21 protein-coding genes are annotated in these 15,886 nt (G+C 57.0%); all 21 read right to left on the reverse strand.

The features are described 5' to 3' along the window. Positions 1-6 precede the first annotated feature (6 nt). Positions 7-399, reverse strand: coding sequence for a 30S ribosomal protein S8 (gene rpsH / locus ACZ5WQ_RS12210; RefSeq protein WP_228247489.1), 393 nt, complete (start codon positions 397-399; stop codon positions 7-9). 39 nt (positions 400-438) lie between these two features. After that, a complete protein-coding gene (gene rpsN, locus ACZ5WQ_RS12215) occupies positions 439-744 on the reverse strand; it encodes a 30S ribosomal protein S14 (RefSeq protein WP_088277359.1) in 306 nt (101 codons plus the stop codon). 11 nt (positions 745-755) lie between these two features. Beyond that, positions 756-1,292, reverse strand: a complete 537-nt coding sequence (gene rplE / locus ACZ5WQ_RS12220) for a 50S ribosomal protein L5 (RefSeq protein ID WP_088277357.1) — start codon at positions 1,290-1,292, stop codon at positions 756-758. Between the two features lie 17 nt (positions 1,293-1,309). Continuing rightward, a complete protein-coding gene (gene rplX / locus ACZ5WQ_RS12225; protein ID WP_088277355.1) occupies positions 1,310-1,624 on the reverse strand; it encodes a 50S ribosomal protein L24 in 315 nt (104 codons plus the stop codon). 11 nt (positions 1,625-1,635) lie between these two features. Further along, positions 1,636-2,004, reverse strand: a complete 369-nt coding sequence (rplN, locus tag ACZ5WQ_RS12230; RefSeq protein ID WP_088277353.1) for a 50S ribosomal protein L14 — start codon at positions 2,002-2,004, stop codon at positions 1,636-1,638. 42 nt (positions 2,005-2,046) lie between these two features. After that, positions 2,047-2,310, reverse strand: a complete 264-nt coding sequence (rpsQ, locus tag ACZ5WQ_RS12235) for a 30S ribosomal protein S17 (protein WP_104739447.1) — start codon at positions 2,308-2,310, stop codon at positions 2,047-2,049. Positions 2,311-2,312: 2 nt separating this feature from the next. After that, positions 2,313-2,504: a 50S ribosomal protein L29 gene (gene rpmC / locus ACZ5WQ_RS12240; RefSeq protein ID WP_083728635.1), complete on the reverse strand. Its 192-nt coding sequence runs from the start codon at positions 2,502-2,504 to the stop codon at positions 2,313-2,315. Then, positions 2,504-2,917 carry a 50S ribosomal protein L16 gene (rplP, locus tag ACZ5WQ_RS12245; RefSeq protein ID WP_088277349.1) on the reverse strand — a complete coding sequence of 138 codons (414 nt, stop codon included), beginning with the start codon at positions 2,915-2,917 and terminating at the stop codon, positions 2,504-2,506. Before rplP ends, rpmC begins: the two co-directional genes overlap by 1 nt. Before the next feature lie 11 nt (positions 2,918-2,928). Continuing rightward, complete coding sequence (gene rpsC / locus ACZ5WQ_RS12250; protein ID WP_088277347.1) at positions 2,929-3,609, reverse strand: 30S ribosomal protein S3; 681 nt, start codon at positions 3,607-3,609, stop codon at positions 2,929-2,931. An 11-nt stretch (positions 3,610-3,620) separates the two neighbouring features. Then, the gene (rplV, locus tag ACZ5WQ_RS12255; RefSeq protein WP_088277345.1) at positions 3,621-3,953 is read right to left on the reverse strand and encodes a 50S ribosomal protein L22; all 333 of its coding nucleotides are present in this window, start codon (positions 3,951-3,953) and stop codon (positions 3,621-3,623) included. Positions 3,954-3,964: 11 nt separating this feature from the next. Further along, entirely contained in the window at positions 3,965-4,240 is a 276-nt protein-coding gene (rpsS, locus tag ACZ5WQ_RS12260) for a 30S ribosomal protein S19 (RefSeq protein WP_088277343.1), read from the reverse strand. A 17-nt stretch (positions 4,241-4,257) separates the two neighbouring features. Next, entirely contained in the window at positions 4,258-5,082 is an 825-nt protein-coding gene (rplB, locus tag ACZ5WQ_RS12265) for a 50S ribosomal protein L2 (RefSeq protein WP_088277341.1), read from the reverse strand. 14 nt (positions 5,083-5,096) lie between these two features. Beyond that, positions 5,097-5,393: a 50S ribosomal protein L23 gene (gene rplW, locus ACZ5WQ_RS12270; RefSeq protein WP_088277339.1), complete on the reverse strand. Its 297-nt coding sequence runs from the start codon at positions 5,391-5,393 to the stop codon at positions 5,097-5,099. Continuing rightward, the gene (rplD, locus tag ACZ5WQ_RS12275; RefSeq protein ID WP_088277337.1) at positions 5,390-5,992 is read right to left on the reverse strand and encodes a 50S ribosomal protein L4; all 603 of its coding nucleotides are present in this window, start codon (positions 5,990-5,992) and stop codon (positions 5,390-5,392) included. The genes rplW and rplD overlap by 4 nt, the downstream gene beginning before the upstream one ends. A gap of 12 nt (positions 5,993-6,004) precedes the next feature. Further along, positions 6,005-6,643, reverse strand: coding sequence for a 50S ribosomal protein L3 (gene rplC / locus ACZ5WQ_RS12280; RefSeq protein ID WP_088277336.1), 639 nt, complete (start codon positions 6,641-6,643; stop codon positions 6,005-6,007). Positions 6,644-6,734: 91 nt separating this feature from the next. Then, a complete protein-coding gene (rpsJ, locus tag ACZ5WQ_RS12285) occupies positions 6,735-7,046 on the reverse strand; it encodes a 30S ribosomal protein S10 (RefSeq protein WP_044501102.1) in 312 nt (103 codons plus the stop codon). A gap of 153 nt (positions 7,047-7,199) precedes the next feature. Beyond that, positions 7,200-8,393 carry an elongation factor Tu gene (tuf, locus tag ACZ5WQ_RS12290; protein ID WP_464382396.1) on the reverse strand — a complete coding sequence of 398 codons (1,194 nt, stop codon included), beginning with the start codon at positions 8,391-8,393 and terminating at the stop codon, positions 7,200-7,202. A gap of 34 nt (positions 8,394-8,427) precedes the next feature. Next, complete coding sequence (fusA, locus tag ACZ5WQ_RS12295) at positions 8,428-10,530, reverse strand: elongation factor G (RefSeq protein WP_088278036.1); 2,103 nt, start codon at positions 10,528-10,530, stop codon at positions 8,428-8,430. An 18-nt stretch (positions 10,531-10,548) separates the two neighbouring features. Next, positions 10,549-11,022, reverse strand: coding sequence for a 30S ribosomal protein S7 (gene rpsG, locus ACZ5WQ_RS12300; protein ID WP_088278034.1), 474 nt, complete (start codon positions 11,020-11,022; stop codon positions 10,549-10,551). A 95-nt stretch (positions 11,023-11,117) separates the two neighbouring features. After that, a complete protein-coding gene (gene rpsL, locus ACZ5WQ_RS12305; RefSeq protein WP_080048726.1) occupies positions 11,118-11,489 on the reverse strand; it encodes a 30S ribosomal protein S12 in 372 nt (123 codons plus the stop codon). 144 nt (positions 11,490-11,633) lie between these two features. Continuing rightward, entirely contained in the window at positions 11,634-15,833 is a 4,200-nt protein-coding gene (gene rpoC, locus ACZ5WQ_RS12310; protein WP_088278032.1) for a DNA-directed RNA polymerase subunit beta', read from the reverse strand. Between the last annotated feature and the right edge of the window lie 53 nt (positions 15,834-15,886).

Consider the following 15,886-nt stretch of genomic DNA (forward strand, 5'->3'; position numbering starts at 1 on the left):
CCCCTATCAGAATACGGTGCAGAGAACTTCGCCGCCGATACCGGCAGCGCGAGCAGCGCGATCAGTCATCACACCTTTATTGGTGGAGACGATGGAAACGCCCAGACCACCCTTGACCTTCGGAAGCTGGTCAACGGCTTTGTACTGGCGCAGGCCAGGACGGCTTACGCGCTTGAGCTCTTCAATTACCGGCTTGCCTTCGAAGTACTTGAGTTCGATAGACAGAGTGGGCTTGACGTCGCCAACTACTTCGTAGCCTGCAACGTAGCCTTCTTCCTTAAGTACCTTGGCGACAGCCACCTTCAGCTTTGCCGAAGGCATGCTGACGCTGGACTTCTCAGCCATCTGGGCATTACGGATACGGGTCAGCATATCTGCCAACGGGTCCTGCATACTCATGGGCTATGTGCTCCTGAAACTGAGTAATAAAAGTCTGGTTTACCAGCTGGCCTTGACCAGGCCGGGCACATCGCCGCGCATTGCTGCTTCACGCAGCTTGATGCGGCTCAGTCCAAACTTGCGGTATACGCCGTGCGGACGACCGGTAACGCGGCAGCGGTTACGCTGACGGACCGGGCTGGAGTCGCGCGGCAGTTTCTGCAGGGCAACTTGAGCTGCCCAGCGATCTTCAACGGAAGCGTTTACGTTACCGATGGTGTCCTTGAGAGCTGCACGTTTTGCAGCAAACTTGGCAACCAGGCGGGCGCGCTTGGCTTCACGGTTCTTCATACTGACTTTTGCCATTGTCCTGACTCCTAGTTACGGAACGGGAAGTTGAACGCGCGCAGCAGCGCACGACCTTCGTCGTCGGTTCGCGCAGTAGTAGTCAAGGTGATGTCCAGACCACGCAGGGCATCGATCTTGTCGTAATCGATTTCCGGGAAAATGATCTGTTCCTTGACGCCCATGCTGTAGTTGCCACGACCGTCAAAGGACTTGGCATTCAAGCCACGGAAGTCACGAACGCGCGGCAGGGAAATCGACAGCAGACGATCCAGGAATTCGTACATCTGCTCGCGGCGCAGGGTAACCTTTACGCCAATCGGCCAGCCGTCACGAATCTTGAAGCCTGCAATGGATTTGCGAGCATAGGTCACGATGCCTTTACGGCCGGTGATCTTCTCGAGGTCAGCCAGTGCGTTTTCGATGACTTTCTTGTCACCAACAGCTTCGCCAAGACCCATGTTCAGGGTGATCTTGGTGATTTTCGGCACTTCCATCGCATTCAGACCCAGTTCAGCCTGGAGTTTCGGAGCGATGGTAGTGCGATAGGTTTCTTTCAATCTCGCCATGGTAAGCACCTAGATTCTCAAGCGTCGACAGCTTTTTGGGTCGACTTGAAAATACGAACCTTCTTACCGTCTTCGACCTTGAAGCCGACGCGATCGGCCTTGTTGGTCTCGGGGTTGAAGATTGCCACGTTGGAGACGTGGATCGGCGCCTCCTTCTCAACAATACCGCCCTGTGCACCAGCCATCGGGTTCGGCTTGGTGTGGCGCTTGATAATGTTGACACCGGAAACCAGCAGGCGGGCATCGTCACCAACTTTCAGGACTTTGCCGCGCTTGCCCTTGTCTTTACCGGCAATGACGATTACGTCGTCGTCGCGTTTGATCTTTTGCATGACCGGGCTCCTTACAGCACTTCGGGCGCGAGGGAAACGATCTTCATGAACTGCTCGTTACGCAGTTCACGAGTCACCGGCCCAAAGATGCGGGTACCGATCGGCTCATTCTTGTTGTTGAGCAGAACGGCAGCGTTGCCATCGAAACGGATCAGCGAACCGTCTGTACGGCGTACGCCGTGACGGGTACGCACGATGACCGCGTTGAGCACCTGGCCTTTCTTTACTTTGCCGCGCGGAATCGCTTCCTTCACGGTCACTTTGATGATATCGCCAATGCCGGCGTAGCGACGGTGAGAACCGCCCAGAACCTTGATACACATAACGCGACGTGCACCACTGTTGTCAGCCACATCCAGCATGGATTGAGTCTGAATCATAACTTTCTCCGACCCTTAAATAATCCGCTAAGTTGCGCGGGCTTAAACTTGCGCCGCGCGCTCGTCGATCTGAACCAGGGCCCAGCTCTTGGTTTTGGCCAAGGGGCGGGTCTCACGAATGGTCACCAGATCGCCGATGCGGCATTCGTTGTTCTCGTCATGCGCCTTGAGCTTGGTAGAGCGCTTCACGTACTTGCCGTACAGTGGGTGCTTTTCCTGACGCTCGATGAGCACAGTGATGGTTTTATCCATCTTGTCACTGACAACACGGCCAGTAACGGTACGAACTGTTTTGTTCTCGGCCATGATCAGTTACCACCTTTCTGATTGAGCACGGTCTTGACGCGAGCGATGTCGCGCTTTACCTGGTTCAGCAGATGCGTTTGACCGAGCTGACCGGTTGCTTTCTGCATGCGCAGGTTGAACTGATCGCGCAGCAGGGTGAGCAGCTGTTCATTCAGCTGCTCAGCAGATTTTTCACGAAGTTCTGTCGCTTTCATTACATCACCGTCCGCTTAACAAAGGTGGTAGCGAGAGGCAGCTTGGCTGCGGCCAGTGCGAATGCTTCGCGGGCCAGCTCTTCGGAAACACCTTCAATCTCGTAAAGGACCTTACCCGGACGAATCTGGGCCACCCAGTACTCGACGTTACCCTTACCTTTACCCATACGTACTTCAAGAGGCTTCTTGGAGATGGGCTTGTCCGGAAAAACCCGGATCCAGATTTTACCGCCACGCTTAACGTGACGAGTCAGGGCGCGACGAGCCGCTTCGATCTGACGTGCAGTCAGACGACCACGACTTACGGCTTTGAGAGCGAACTCACCGAAGCTCACCTTGCTACCACGATGCGCCAGACCACGGTTGTGGCCGGTCATCTGCTTGCGGAACTTCGTACGCTTAGGTTGTAACATGTGCGTACCCCTTACTTAGCAGCTTTTTTCTTGGCCGCGACGGCTTTGGTTTCTTCCTGGAGACCACCAATGATCTCGCCTTTGAAGATCCAAACCTTCACACCGATCACACCGTAGGTGGTGTGGGCTTCAGCCGTCGCGTAGTCAATGTCGGCACGCAGGGTGTGCAGCGGCACACGACCTTCGCGATACCATTCGGTACGGGCGATCTCGGCGCCGCCAAGACGGCCGCTAACCTGGATCTTGATACCCTTTGCACCGATGCGCATGGCGTTCTGTACGGCGCGCTTCATGGCGCGACGGAACATCACACGACGCTCGAGCTGCTGAGCAACGCTTTGTGCAACCAGGGCACCGTCAAGTTCCGGCTTGCGGATCTCTTCGATGTTGATGTGCACCGGCACGCCCATTTGGCTGGTCAGTTCCTGACGCAGCTTCTCAACGTCCTCACCCTTCTTGCCAATCACGATGCCCGGACGAGCAGTGTGAATGGTGATGCGGGCAGTCTGGGCCGGACGCTGGATATCAACGCGGCTGACAGAGGCACTTTTCAGTTTGTCCTGAATGTACGCACGTACCTTCAGGTCAGTGTTCAGATAGTCTGCGTAGTTGCGACCGTCTGCGTACCACACCGAAGTGTGTTCTTTAACGATACCGAGGCGAATGCCTACCGGATGTACTTTCTGACCCATTTGATCGACTCCTACTTGTCAGCAACCTTGACCGTGATGTGGCAAGACCGCTTGACGATGCGATCAGCGCGGCCTTTGGCACGCGGCATGATGCGCTTCAGAGAGCGACCTTCGTTAACAAACACGGTGGAGACCTTCAGGTCATCCACGTCTGCGCCATCGTTATGCTCTGCGTTGGCGATCGCCGACTCGAGCACTTTCTTGATGACGGCAGCGGCCTTCTTGTTGCTGAATGCCAGCAGGTTCAGGGCCTCATCCACCTTCTTACCGCGGATCTGGTCGGCGACCAAACGCGCTTTCTGGGCAGAGAGTCGGGCGCCCTTATGAGTAGCGGCTACTTCCATCTTCTAACCCCTTAGCGCTTGGCTTTCTTGTCTGCTGCGTGACCACGGTAGGTACGCGTAGCAGAGAATTCGCCCAACTTGTGACCGACCATGTCTTCGGTAACGATAACCGGCACATGCTGACGACCGTTGTGTACAGCGATGGTCAGACCGACCATCTGCGGCAGAATCATCGAACGGCGCGACCAGGTCTTGATCGGCTTACGGTCGTTCTTTTCAACTGCCACTTCGACCTTCTTCAACAGGTGAAGATCGATAAAAGGACCTTTCTTCAGAGAACGCGGCACTGTCGTATCCCCTCTAATTACTTGCTGCGGCGACGGACAATCATCTTGTCAGTGCGCTTGTTGGACCGAGTCTTGGCACCCTTGGTCGGGAAGCCCCACGGGGAAACCGGATGACGACCACCGGAGGTACGACCTTCACCACCACCATGCGGGTGATCTACCGGGTTCATGGCAACACCACGAACGGTCGGACGAACACCGCGCCAGCGCTTGGCACCAGCCTTACCCAGCGAGCGCAGACTGTGCTCACCGTTGGACACTTCACCCAGAGTCGCACGGCATTCGCCAAGGACTTTGCGCATTTCGCCAGAGCGCAGACGAACGGTGACATAGGCACCTTCGCGAGCAACCAGCTGGACAGCGGCACCGGCACTGCGAGCTACCTGAGCGCCTTTACCCGGCTTCAGTTCGATCGCGTGGATAGTGCTACCTACCGGGATATTGCGCAGCGGCAGAGTGTTACCGGCCTTGATCGGCGCATCGGCACCGGAGACCAGTTGATCGCCAGCAACAACGCCTTTCGGGGCGATGATGTAGCGACGCTCACCGTCGGCATACTTCAGCAGAGCAATATGAGCGGTACGATTCGGATCGTACTCGACGCGCTCTACTACAGCGGGGATACCGTCCTTGTTACGACGGAAGTCCACGATGCGGTAGTGCTGCTTGTGACCGCCCCCACGATGACGCGTGGTGATGCGGCCGTTGTTGTTACGACCACCAGACTTGCCTTGCTTCTCTACCAGAGGCGCGTAAGGAGCACCTTTGTGCAGGTCAGCGTTAACGACCTTGACGACGAAGCGGCGGCCAGCGGAAGTAGGTTTACATTTAACAATAGCCATGATGTACCCCTGTCTTATTCAGCGCTGGCGAAGTCGATGTCTTGACCGGGCTGCAGGCTGACATACGCCTTTTTCCAGTCATTACGCTTGCCCAGGCCGCGAACGGTTCGCTTGGTCTTGCCTTTTACATTCAAGGTCGATACAGCCTTGACCTTGACGTTGAACAGTTGCTCAACGGCTTTCTTGATTTCCAGCTTGGTCGCAGTAGTGTCTACTTTGAACACGAACTGGTTGCGGCTGTCAGCCAGCACAGTTGCCTTCTCGGAAACATGCGGGCCAAGCAGTACTTTGAAAATGCGCTCTTGGTTCATCCCAGCATCTCCTCGAACTTCTTAACAGCAGGTACGGTAATCAGCACCTTGTCGTAAGCGATCAGGCTAACCGGGTCAGAACCCTGAACGTCGCGAACGTCGACGTGCGGCAGATTGCGCGCTGCCAGGTACAGGTTCTCATCAACGCCGTCGGTAACGATCAGCACATTCTGCAGATCGAGATCCTTCAGCTTGCCGGCCAGAGCCTTGGTCTTCGGTGCATCAACAGAGAAGCTCTCGACGACAACCAGACGATCCAGGCGTACCAGCTCGGACAGGATGGAGCGCATTGCACCGCGATACATCTTGCGGTTCAGCTTCTGCTCGTGATTTTGCGGACGGGCAGCAAAGGTAGTACCACCGGAGCGCCAGATCGGGCTACGGATAGTACCGGCACGGGCGCGACCGGTGCCTTTCTGACGCCAGGGCTTCTTGCCGCCACCGGAAACGTCGGAACGGTTCTTCTGCTGCTTGGTACCCTGACGAGCACCAGCCATGTAAGCAACAACGGCCTGGTGAACGAGGGTCTCGTTAAACTCGGTAGCAAAGGTCAGATCGGAAACTTCGATCGCATTTGCACCAGCTACATTCAGATTCATGGTAACTCCCCCTTAACCCTTGGCCTTGACCGCCGGGCGAACAACGACGTCGCTGCCGGTAGCGCCAGGCACGGAGCCCTTGATGAGCAGCAGATTGCGCTCAGCGTCTACGCGAACGACCTCGAGAGTCTGGACGGTTACCTGTTCGGCACCCATGTGACCAGACATCTTCTTGCCCTTGAATACACGGCCCGGGGTCTGACACTGACCGATGGAACCGGGTACACGGTGGGATACCGAGTTACCGTGAGTAGCGTCCTGGCCGCGGAAATTCCAGCGCTTGATGGTACCGGCGAAGCCTTTACCCTTGGATTGACCAGTTACATCCACCTTCTGACCGGCTTCGAACAGGGCTACAGTGAGCTCTGCCCCAGCTTCATACTGGGAGCCGTCTTCAATGCGGAATTCGCAGACCTGACGACCAGCCGCAGTGCTGGCTTTGGCAAAGTGCCCAGCCATCGGCTTGGTAACGCGACTGGCGCGACGCTCACCCACAGTGACCTGAATAGCTTGATAGCCATCAGTTTCCAGGGTTTTAACCTGAGTGACGCGGTTCGGTTCAACTTCTACAACCGTAACCGGAATGGAAACACCATCTTCAGTGAAAATGCGGGTCATACCGCATTTCCGGCCGACTAAACCAATAGTCATTTTGTAAACCTCATGAGTGCACGGGGCTATTACCCGCTATGGCCGCCCAACACAGGGCGTTACACGACCTTTAGCCCCCGTTTTGGGGCTATCAGCCGAGGCTGATCTGAACCTCAACGCCAGCGGCAAGGTCCAGCTTCATCAGCGCATCGACAGTCTTGTCGGTGGGCTGAACGATATCCAGAACCCGTTTATGGGTACGGATTTCATACTGATCGCGCGCGTCTTTATTGACGTGCGGAGAAATCAGTACGGTAAAACGCTCTTTGCGCGTCGGCAAAGGGATCGGACCACGCACCTGAGCCCCAGTACGTTTCGCGGTATCCACGATTTCCTGGGTAGACTGATCGATCAGGCGATGGTCAAAAGCCTTCAACCGAATACGAATCTGTTGGTTCTGCATTTGACCAGAAACTCCAAGTAACTGTTTTCAGGCACACCCAACTGCAGGTACGCCTGTCCAAGGGAGGCGCAATTCTACTGATGCGCACCCCCACTGTCAACCAAAAGACAAAAGCCCCCGCTAGGCGGGGGCTTTGCCTTTCACCTCAGATCATTATTCGATGATCTTGGCTACTACACCGGCACCAACGGTACGGCCACCTTCGCGAATCGCGAAGCGCAGACCGTCTTCCATTGCGATCGGAGCGATCAGGGTAACGTCCAGCTTGACGTTGTCGCCCGGCATTACCATTTCAACGCCTTCCGGCAGTTCGCAGGAACCGGTCACGTCAGTAGTACGGAAGTAGAACTGCGGACGGTAGCCCTTGAAGAACGGAGTGTGACGACCGCCTTCATCTTTACCCAGCACGTACACTTCAGCTTCGAAGCGAGTGTGCGGAGTGATGGTGCCCGGCTTGGCCAGAACCTGACCACGCTCAACGTCTTCACGCTTGGTACCACGCAGCAGAACACCAACGTTCTCACCAGCACGGCCTTCGTCCAGCAGCTTGCGGAACATTTCAACACCGGTACAGGTGGTCTTGGTGGTCGCCTTGATACCAACGATCTCGACTTCCTCACCAACCTTGACGATACCGCGCTCAACACGACCGGTTACCACGGTGCCGCGACCGGAGATGGAGAATACGTCTTCGATCGGCATCAGGAACGGCTTGTCGATCGCGCGCTCAGGCTCAGGGATGTAGACATCCAGAGTCTCAACCAGCTTGCGAACGGCAGACGTACCGATTTCGTTGTCGTCTTTACCTTCCAGCGCCATCAGAGCAGAACCGATGATGATCGGAGTGTCGTCACCCGGGAAGTCGTAAGCGCTCAGCAGGTCGCGAACTTCCATCTCGACCAGCTCAAGCAGCTCTTCGTCGTCAACCATGTCGGCCTTGTTCAGGAACACGACAATGTAAGGAACGCCGACCTGACGGGACAGCAGGATGTGCTCGCGAGTCTGCGGCATCGGGCCGTCAGCTGCGGAACAAACCAGGATCGCGCCATCCATCTGAGCAGCACCGGTGATCATGTTCTTCACATAGTCGGCGTGGCCAGGGCAGTCAACGTGCGCGTAGTGGCGAGTCGGAGAATCGTACTCTACGTGCGAGGTGTTGATGGTGATACCGCGAGCCTTCTCTTCCGGCGCGTTGTCGATCTGGTCGAACGCACGGGCAGCGCCGCCGTAGGACTCTGCACAAACGCGGGTCAGAGCTGCAGTCAGGGTAGTCTTGCCATGGTCAACGTGACCGATGGTGCCTACGTTCAGGTGCGGTTTACTACGTTCAAATTTTTCTTTTGCCACGGTTGATAACCTCTTTAATTAGCCTAGGTTCAAGTTAGCCTTGCTTCTTGATGATCGCTTCGGCGATGTTCATGGGTGCCTCGGCGTACTTCGAAAACTCCATGGAGTAGCTCGCACGTCCCTGGGACATGGAGCGAACATCCGTGGCGTAACCGAACATTTCACCAAGCGGAACCTCAGCGCGGATCACCTTACCGGAAGGAGTATCTTCCATACCCTGTACCAGACCGCGACGACGGTTCAAGTCGCCCATTACGTCACCCATATAATCCTCAGGGGTGACTACTTCGACTTTCATCATCGGCTCAAGCAGGACAGCACCGCCCTTCTGGGCCAACTGCTTGGTGGCCATCGAAGCTGCGATCTTGAACGCCATCTCGTTTGAGTCGACATCATGGTAGGAACCGTCAAACACGGTTGCCTTCAGGCCAAGCAGCGGATAGCCGGCGAGAACGCCGTTCTGCATCTGCTCCTCGATACCCTTCTGGATGGCCGGGATGTATTCACGCGGAACCACACCACCGACAATTTCATTGACGAATTCAAGCTTCTCGTCATTGCCCTCGGCAGGCTCGAAGCGAACCCACACATGACCATACTGACCACGACCGCCGGACTGACGCACAAACTTGCCTTCGACTTCACACTTGTTGCGAATCGCCTCGCGATAGGCAACTTGAGGCTTGCCGATATTGGCCTCAACACTGAACTCACGCTTCATCCGATCGACGATAATGTCGAGGTGCAACTCACCCATACCCGAGATGATCGTCTGACCAGACTCTTCATCGGTACGCACGCGGAACGAAGGATCCTCCTGGGCCAGCTTGCCCAGAGCGACACCCATCTTCTCCTGATCGGCCTTGGTGCGTGGCTCAACCGCAACCGAAATAACCGGCTCAGGAAAGTCCATGCGCTCCAGGACAATCGGCTTGTCGATAGCGCAAAGCGTATCGCCAGTGGTCACATCCTTCATACCGATCAAGGCCGCAATATCACCGGCGCGCACTTCCTTGATCTCTTCGCGGGCATTGGCATGCATCTGCACCATGCGCCCGACGCGCTCCTTCTTACCCTTCACCGAGTTGAGCACCGCGTCGCCCGAAGACAGCACGCCGGAGTAAACCCGAGCAAAGGTAAGCGTCCCCACAAAGGGATCGGTCGCAATCTTGAACGCCAGCGCCGAGAAAGGCTCGGCGTCGTCGGCATGACGTTCGTCAGTGCGCTCCTCATCATCCGGGTGCACGCCCTTGATGGCAGCAACCTGGTCAGGCGCAGGCAGATAGTCGATAACCGCATCCAGCACCAGCGGTACGCCCTTGTTCTTGAACGAGGAACCACACACTGCCGGAACGATCTCGCAGGCCAGCGTACGCTGACGCAACCCCGCCTTGATTTCCTCGACGGAAAGCTCGCCTTCCTCGAGATACTTGTTCATCAGGTCTTCGTTGGCCTCCGCGGCCGCCTCGACCATCTTTTCGCGATACTCTTCTGCCAGATCACGCAGCTCCGCGGGGATTTCCTCCTCCACGAAACTCATACCCTGATCCGACTCATCCCAGCGAATCGCCTTCATCCGCATCAGGTCAACCTGACCGGCGAAGTTCTCCTCCGAACCGATAGCCAACTGAATAGGCACGGGCGTATGACCCAGCCGCTTCTTGATCTGCTCAACGACACGAAGGAAGTCGGCGCCCTGGCGATCCATCTTGTTTACATAGACGATTCGCGGAACACCGTACTTGTTGGCTTGACGCCACACGGTCTCGGATTGAGGCTCGACACCGGACGTACCACAAAACACAACGACAGCACCATCAAGCACCCGCAGCGACCGCTCGACTTCAATCGTGAAGTCGACGTGGCCGGGGGTGTCGATGATGTTGACGCGATGCTTGTCGTACTGCTTCTCGGAACCCTGCCAGAAGGCAGTGGTAGCCGCCGAAGTAATGGTGATACCCCGCTCCTGCTCCTGCGCCATCCAGTCCATGGTCGCGGCGCCATCATGCACCTCGCCCATTTTGTGGTTTACGCCGGTATAGAACAGAATCCGCTCTGTAGTCGTGGTCTTGCCCGCATCGACGTGCGCACAGATACCAATATTGCGATACAGATTGATCGGGGTTGTACGAGCCACAACAGTCTCCTTGGCCGTTTAGAAGCGGTAGTGAGAGAACGCCTTGTTGGCTTCAGCCATACGATGGACGTCTTCACGCTTCTTGACAGCAGCACCCTTGCCTTCAGCGGCATCACCCAGCTCACCAGCCAGACGCAGGGCCATGGACTTCTCGCCACGCTTACGGGCAGCATCAACCAGCCAGCGCATCGCCAGAGCGTTGCGACGGGAGGGACGCACTTCAACCGGAACCTGATAGGTGGCACCACCTACACGGCGAGATTTAACTTCCACGAGCGGAGCGATAGCGTCGAGAGCTTTCTCGAACAGCTCGACCGGATCTTCGGTCTTGGTACGCTCTTTCAGCTTGTCCAGTGCACCGTAAACGATACGCTCGGCAGTGGACTTCTTGCCGCTTTCCATTACGTGGTTCATGAATTTCGCGAGAATCTGGCTGCCGTACTTAGGTTCTGGCAGGATCTCACGTTTTGCCGCTACACGACGTCTTGGCATGATAAGCCCTCAAACGGTCTTCAGGTTAGCCCGGAACTGTAACAACCTGGTTACGTCCGACCTTACTCTTATCGACTCTGATAAATGAAATAGAATTACTTGGGACGCTTGGCGCCGTACTTCGAACGACCCTGCTTACGGTCTTTAACACCAGAGGTGTCCAGAGAACCGCGAACAGTGTGGTAACGCACACCCGGCAAGTCTTTTACACGGCCGCCGCGAATCAGAACGACGCTGTGCTCTTGCAGGTTGTGACCTTCACCACCGATGTAGGAAGAAACTTCGTAGCCGTTGGTCAGACGAACACGGCAGACTTTACGCAGAGCCGAGTTCGGCTTCTTCGGCGTAGTGGTATACACGCGAGTGCACACACCACGACGCTGCGGGCAGTTCTGCAGGGCCGGTACGTCGCTCTTTTCAGCAACGCGCTTACGCGGCTTGCGAACCAGCTGGTTGATTGTTGCCATCTAGCAAACTCCACTGATGTCGGTAAGACATAGTTAATAAAAAATGGCAGGACATAGTGCCCCGCCAATTTTAGGGGTACGGAATTCTATAGACCCCGCCCCCTGTCGTCAAGGCGCCCACTCCCGGAGGGAGCGGGCCTTCCTTTAACCTTCGCTCGAGTTCAGTGCGTCAGACAGCGCCTGCTCGACTTCGCTCGCGCTGACCTTGACCGGCTTGTCGGCCATACGCTGACGCTTGCGCTCGGCGTGATAGGCCAGACCGGTACCGGCCGGAATCAGACGACCTACAACGACGTTCTCTTTCAGGCCGCGCAGGTGATCGCGCTTGCCGGTAACGGCAGCCTCGGTCAGAACCCGCGTGGTTTCCTGGAAGGAAGCCGCCGAGATGAACGATTCGGTCGACAGCGAGGCCTTGGTGATACCCAGCAGCACGCGGTCGTACTTGGCCGGGAACTTGTCCTGCGCCACCAGTTCTGCGTTCTCTTCCAGCACCTGGGTCAGCTCGACCTGATCGCCCTTGATGAAGCTGGAGTCGCCGGACTCGGTGATCTCGACCTTGCGCAGCATCTGACGAATGGTCACTTCGATGTGCTTGTCGTTGATCTTTACGCCCTGCAGACGGTAAACGTCCTGAATCTCGTTGACGATGTACTTGGCCAGCGCACTGACACCCAGCAGACGCAGGATATCGTGCGGGTTGCTCGGACCGTCGGAGATAACTTCACCCTTGGTAACCTGCTCACCCTCGAACACGTTCAGGTGACGCCACTTCGGAATCAGCTCCTCGTACGGATCGCTGCCGTCGTTCGGCGTAATCACCAGGCGACGCTTGCCCTTGGTTTCCTTACCGAACGAAATGGTGCCGCTGATCTCCGCCAGAATGGACGGCTCCTTCGGACGACGCGCTTCGAACAGGTCGGCAACACGCGGCAGACCACCGGTGATGTCGCGGGTCTTCGAGGTTTCCTGCGGGATACGTGCAACAACGTCACCCACGTTCACCTTGGCGCCATCGGACAGGTTGACCAGCGCGTTGGCCGGCAGGAAGTACTGAGCCGGCACATCGGTACCTGGCAGCAGCAACTCTTTGCCGTTCTCGTCTACCAGCTTCACCGCAGGACGGATGTCCTTGCCGGCAGCCGGGCGATCTTTCGGGTCCATGACCTCAATGTTGGTCAGACCGGTCAGCTCGTCAGCGGTACGCTTGATGGTGATGCCTTCATCCATACCGAAGAACGCAACGGTACCGCTGATCTCGGTAACGATCGGGTGGGTGTGCGGGTCCCACTTGGCAACGATTGCGCCAGCGTCGACCTTGTCACCTTCCTTGACCGAGATAACCGCACCGTAAGGCAGCTTGTAACGCTCACGCTCACGGCCGTATTCGTCTGCGATAGCCAGCTCGCCGGAACGGGAAACCGCAACCAGGGCACCGTCGGCACGTTCAACATGCTTCAGGTTGTGCAGGCGGACGGTACCACCGTTCTTGACCTGAACGCTGTCAGCAGCCGAGGTCCGGCTTGCCGCACCACCGATGTGGAACGTACGCATGGTCAGCTGAGTACCCGGCTCACCGATCGACTGGGCTGCGATAACACCTACGGCCTCACCGATGTTGATCAGGTGGCCACGCGCCAGATCACGACCGTAACAGGTCGCGCACACACCGTAGTGGGTGTCGCAGGTGATCGGCGAACGAACGATGACCTCGTCGACACTGTTCTTCTCGAGGAACTCAACCCACTGCTCATCGATCAGTGTGCCAGCGGCCACGATGGTCTCGTCACTGCCCGGCTTGAGGACGTCACGGGCAACAACTCGACCCAGCACGCGCTCACCCAGCGGCTCTACGATATCGCCACCTTCAATGTGCGGCGACATCAGCAGACCCTTGTCGGTGCCGCAGTCGGTCTCGGTGATAACCAGATCCTGCGCCACGTCGACCAGACGACGGGTCAGGTAACCGGAGTTCGCCGTTTTCAGTGCGGTATCGGCCAGACCCTTACGAGCACCGTGGGTCGAGATGAAGTACTGCAGTACGTTCAGACCTTCACGGAAGTTCGCGGTGATTGGCGTTTCGATGATGGAGCCGTCCGGCTTGGCCATCAGACCACGCATACCGGCCAGCTGACGAATCTGGGCAGCAGAACCCCGCGCACCGGAGTCAGCCATCATGTACATGGAGTTGAAGGACTCCTGATCAACCTCTTTGCCCTCGCGATCAAGTACGCGCGTGGTCTTGAGGTTGTCCATCATGGCCTTGGAGATTTCGTCGTTGGCCTTGGACCACAAGTCGATGACCTTGTTGTACTTCTCGCCCTGGGTTACCAGACCGGAAGCGTACTGGTCTTCGATTTCCTTAACTTCTTCGGTCGCCTCGTCAATGATGCGCGCCTTCTCGTCAGGAATGACGAAGTCGTTCACGCCAATCGACGCACCGGAGATGGTGGAATAGGCGAAACCGGTATACATCAGCTGGTCGGCGAAGATAACGGTTTCCTTCAGACCCACCACGCGATAGCACTGGTTGATCAGCTTGGAAATCGCCTTCTTCTTCAGCGGCTGATCGACCATTTCGTACGGCAGACCTTTGGGCAGAACCTGGAACAGCAGCGCGCGGCCGACAGTGGTGTCGACAATGCGAGTCTCGGTGGTCCAGCTTTCGTCCTTGTGCTTGACGGTTTCGGTGATACGCACCTTAACCATCGCGTGCAGCTCAACCTGACCGCTGCGGTATGCCATCTCGACTTCGTTGACGTTGGCGAACGCCATGCCTTCGCCCTTGGCGTTGATGCGGGTACGGGTCATGTAGTACAGACCCAGTACCACGTCCTGGGACGGCACGATGATCGGCTCGCCTGACGCCGGCGACAGGATGTTGTTAGTGGACATCATCAGCGCACGCGCTTCCAACTGGGCCTCGAGGGTCAGCGGGACGTGCACGGCCATTTGGTCACCGTCGAAGTCGGCGTTGTAGGCCGCACAGACCAGCGGGTGCAGCTGGATAGCCTTACCTTCGATCAGAACCGGCTCGAATGCCTGGATACCCAGACGGTGCAGAGTCGGTGCACGGTTCAGCAGAACCGGGTGTTCGCGAATGACTTCAGCCAGGATATCCCAGACTTCCGGCAGCTCGCGCTCAACCATCTTCTTGGCCGCTTTGATAGTGGTCGCCAGACCACGGTGCTCCAGCTTGCCGAAGATGAAGGGCTTGAACAGCTCCAGAGCCATCTTCTTGGGCAGACCGCACTGGTGCAGACGCAGAGTCGGACCAACCACGATCACCGAACGACCGGAGTAGTCCACGCGCTTACCGAGCAGGTTCTGACGGAAACGACCCTGCTTACCCTTGATCATATCGGCCAGGGACTTGAGCGGACGCTTGTTGGTGCCGGTGATGGCACGGCCGCGACGACCGTTGTCCAGCAGCGCATCAACCGACTCTTGCAGCATGCGCTTTTCGTTGCGCACGATGATATCCGGCGCAGCCAGATCAAGCAGGCGCTTCAGACGGTTGTTACGGTTGATGACGCGGCGATAGAGGTCGTTCAGGTCCGAGGTCGCGAAGCGACCACCGTCCAGCGGAACCAGCGGACGCAGGTCCGGCGGCAGTACCGGCAGAACGGTCATAACCATCCACTCGGGCTTGTTGCCGGAGCCGTCGAATGCTTCCATCAGCTTCAGACGCTTGGACAGCTTCTTGATCTTGGTCTCGGACGTAGTCTGCGGAATTTCTTCACGCAGCTTGCCGATCTCGTGAGCCAGATCCATGGAGCTGAGCAGCTCGTAAACAGCCTCGGCACCCATACGGGCGTCAAAGTCGTCACCGAACTCTTCCAGCGCTTCGAAATACTGCTCATCGTTCAGCAACTGACCCTTTTCCAGGGTAGTCATGCCCGGCTCGATGACAACGTAGCTCTCGAAATAAAGCACGCGCTCGATATCACGCAGGGTCATGTCCAGCAGCAGGCCGATACGGGACGGCAGCGATTTCAGGAACCAGATATGGGCAACCGGCGAAGCCAGCTCAATGTGACCCATGCGCTCGCGACGCACCTTGGCCAGTGCAACTTCGACGCCGCACTTCTCGCAGATGACGCCACGGTGCTTGAGGCGCTTGTACTTGCCGCACAGGCACTCGTAGTCCTTCACCGGGCCAAAGATCTTGGCGCAGAACAGGCCGTCACGCTCCGGCTTGAAGGTACGGTAGTTGATGGTTTCCGGCTTTTTAACTTCGCCGTAGGACCAGGACCGGATCATCTCCGGGGATGCCAAGCCGATTCGGATGGAATCGAACTCTTCAATCTGTCCCTGGGACTTGAGCAGGTTCAATAAGTCTTTCAAGGCCTATACTCCTCGCAGTGTCTCAAGGGCGGCGCTCGCCGCCCGAGACGTGG

The sequence above is a fragment of the Halopseudomonas sp. T1L2 genome, assembly GCF_055397385.1.

Bases quoted from the DNA above. Each gene is read 5' to 3' on its own strand.
- rpsL (WP_080048726.1), bottom strand. From the start codon at position 11,489: ATGGCAACAATCAACCAGCTGGTTCGCAAGCCGCGTAAGCGCGTTGCT.
- rpsH (WP_228247489.1), bottom strand. From the start codon at position 399: ATGAGTATGCAGGACCCGTTGGCAGATATGCTGACCCGTATCCGTAAT.
- rpsG (WP_088278034.1), bottom strand. From the start codon at position 11,022: ATGCCAAGACGTCGTGTAGCGGCAAAACGTGAGATCCTGCCAGAACCT.
- rplD (WP_088277337.1), bottom strand. From the start codon at position 5,992: ATGAATCTGAATGTAGCTGGTGCAAATGCGATCGAAGTTTCCGATCTG.
- rplB (WP_088277341.1), bottom strand. From the start codon at position 5,082: ATGGCTATTGTTAAATGTAAACCTACTTCCGCTGGCCGCCGCTTCGTC.
- rplE (WP_088277357.1), bottom strand. From the start codon at position 1,292: ATGGCGAGATTGAAAGAAACCTATCGCACTACCATCGCTCCGAAACTC.
- rplN (WP_088277353.1), bottom strand. From the start codon at position 2,004: ATGATTCAGACTCAATCCATGCTGGATGTGGCTGACAACAGTGGTGCA.
- rplC (WP_088277336.1), bottom strand. From the start codon at position 6,643: ATGACTATTGGTTTAGTCGGCCGGAAATGCGGTATGACCCGCATTTTC.
- rpsC (WP_088277347.1), bottom strand. From the start codon at position 3,609: ATGGGTCAGAAAGTACATCCGGTAGGCATTCGCCTCGGTATCGTTAAA.
- rpmC (WP_083728635.1), bottom strand. From the start codon at position 2,504: ATGAAAGCGACAGAACTTCGTGAAAAATCTGCTGAGCAGCTGAATGAA.
- rpsJ (WP_044501102.1), bottom strand. From the start codon at position 7,046: ATGCAGAACCAACAGATTCGTATTCGGTTGAAGGCTTTTGACCATCGC.
- rplX (WP_088277355.1), bottom strand. From the start codon at position 1,624: ATGCAAAAGATCAAACGCGACGACGACGTAATCGTCATTGCCGGTAAA.
- rpsQ (WP_104739447.1), bottom strand. From the start codon at position 2,310: ATGGCCGAGAACAAAACAGTTCGTACCGTTACTGGCCGTGTTGTCAGT.
- rplW (WP_088277339.1), bottom strand. From the start codon at position 5,393: ATGAACCAAGAGCGCATTTTCAAAGTACTGCTTGGCCCGCATGTTTCC.
- rplP (WP_088277349.1), bottom strand. From the start codon at position 2,917: ATGTTACAACCTAAGCGTACGAAGTTCCGCAAGCAGATGACCGGCCAC.
- rplV (WP_088277345.1), bottom strand. From the start codon at position 3,953: ATGGAAGTAGCCGCTACTCATAAGGGCGCCCGACTCTCTGCCCAGAAA.
- rpsN (WP_088277359.1), bottom strand. From the start codon at position 744: ATGGCAAAAGTCAGTATGAAGAACCGTGAAGCCAAGCGCGCCCGCCTG.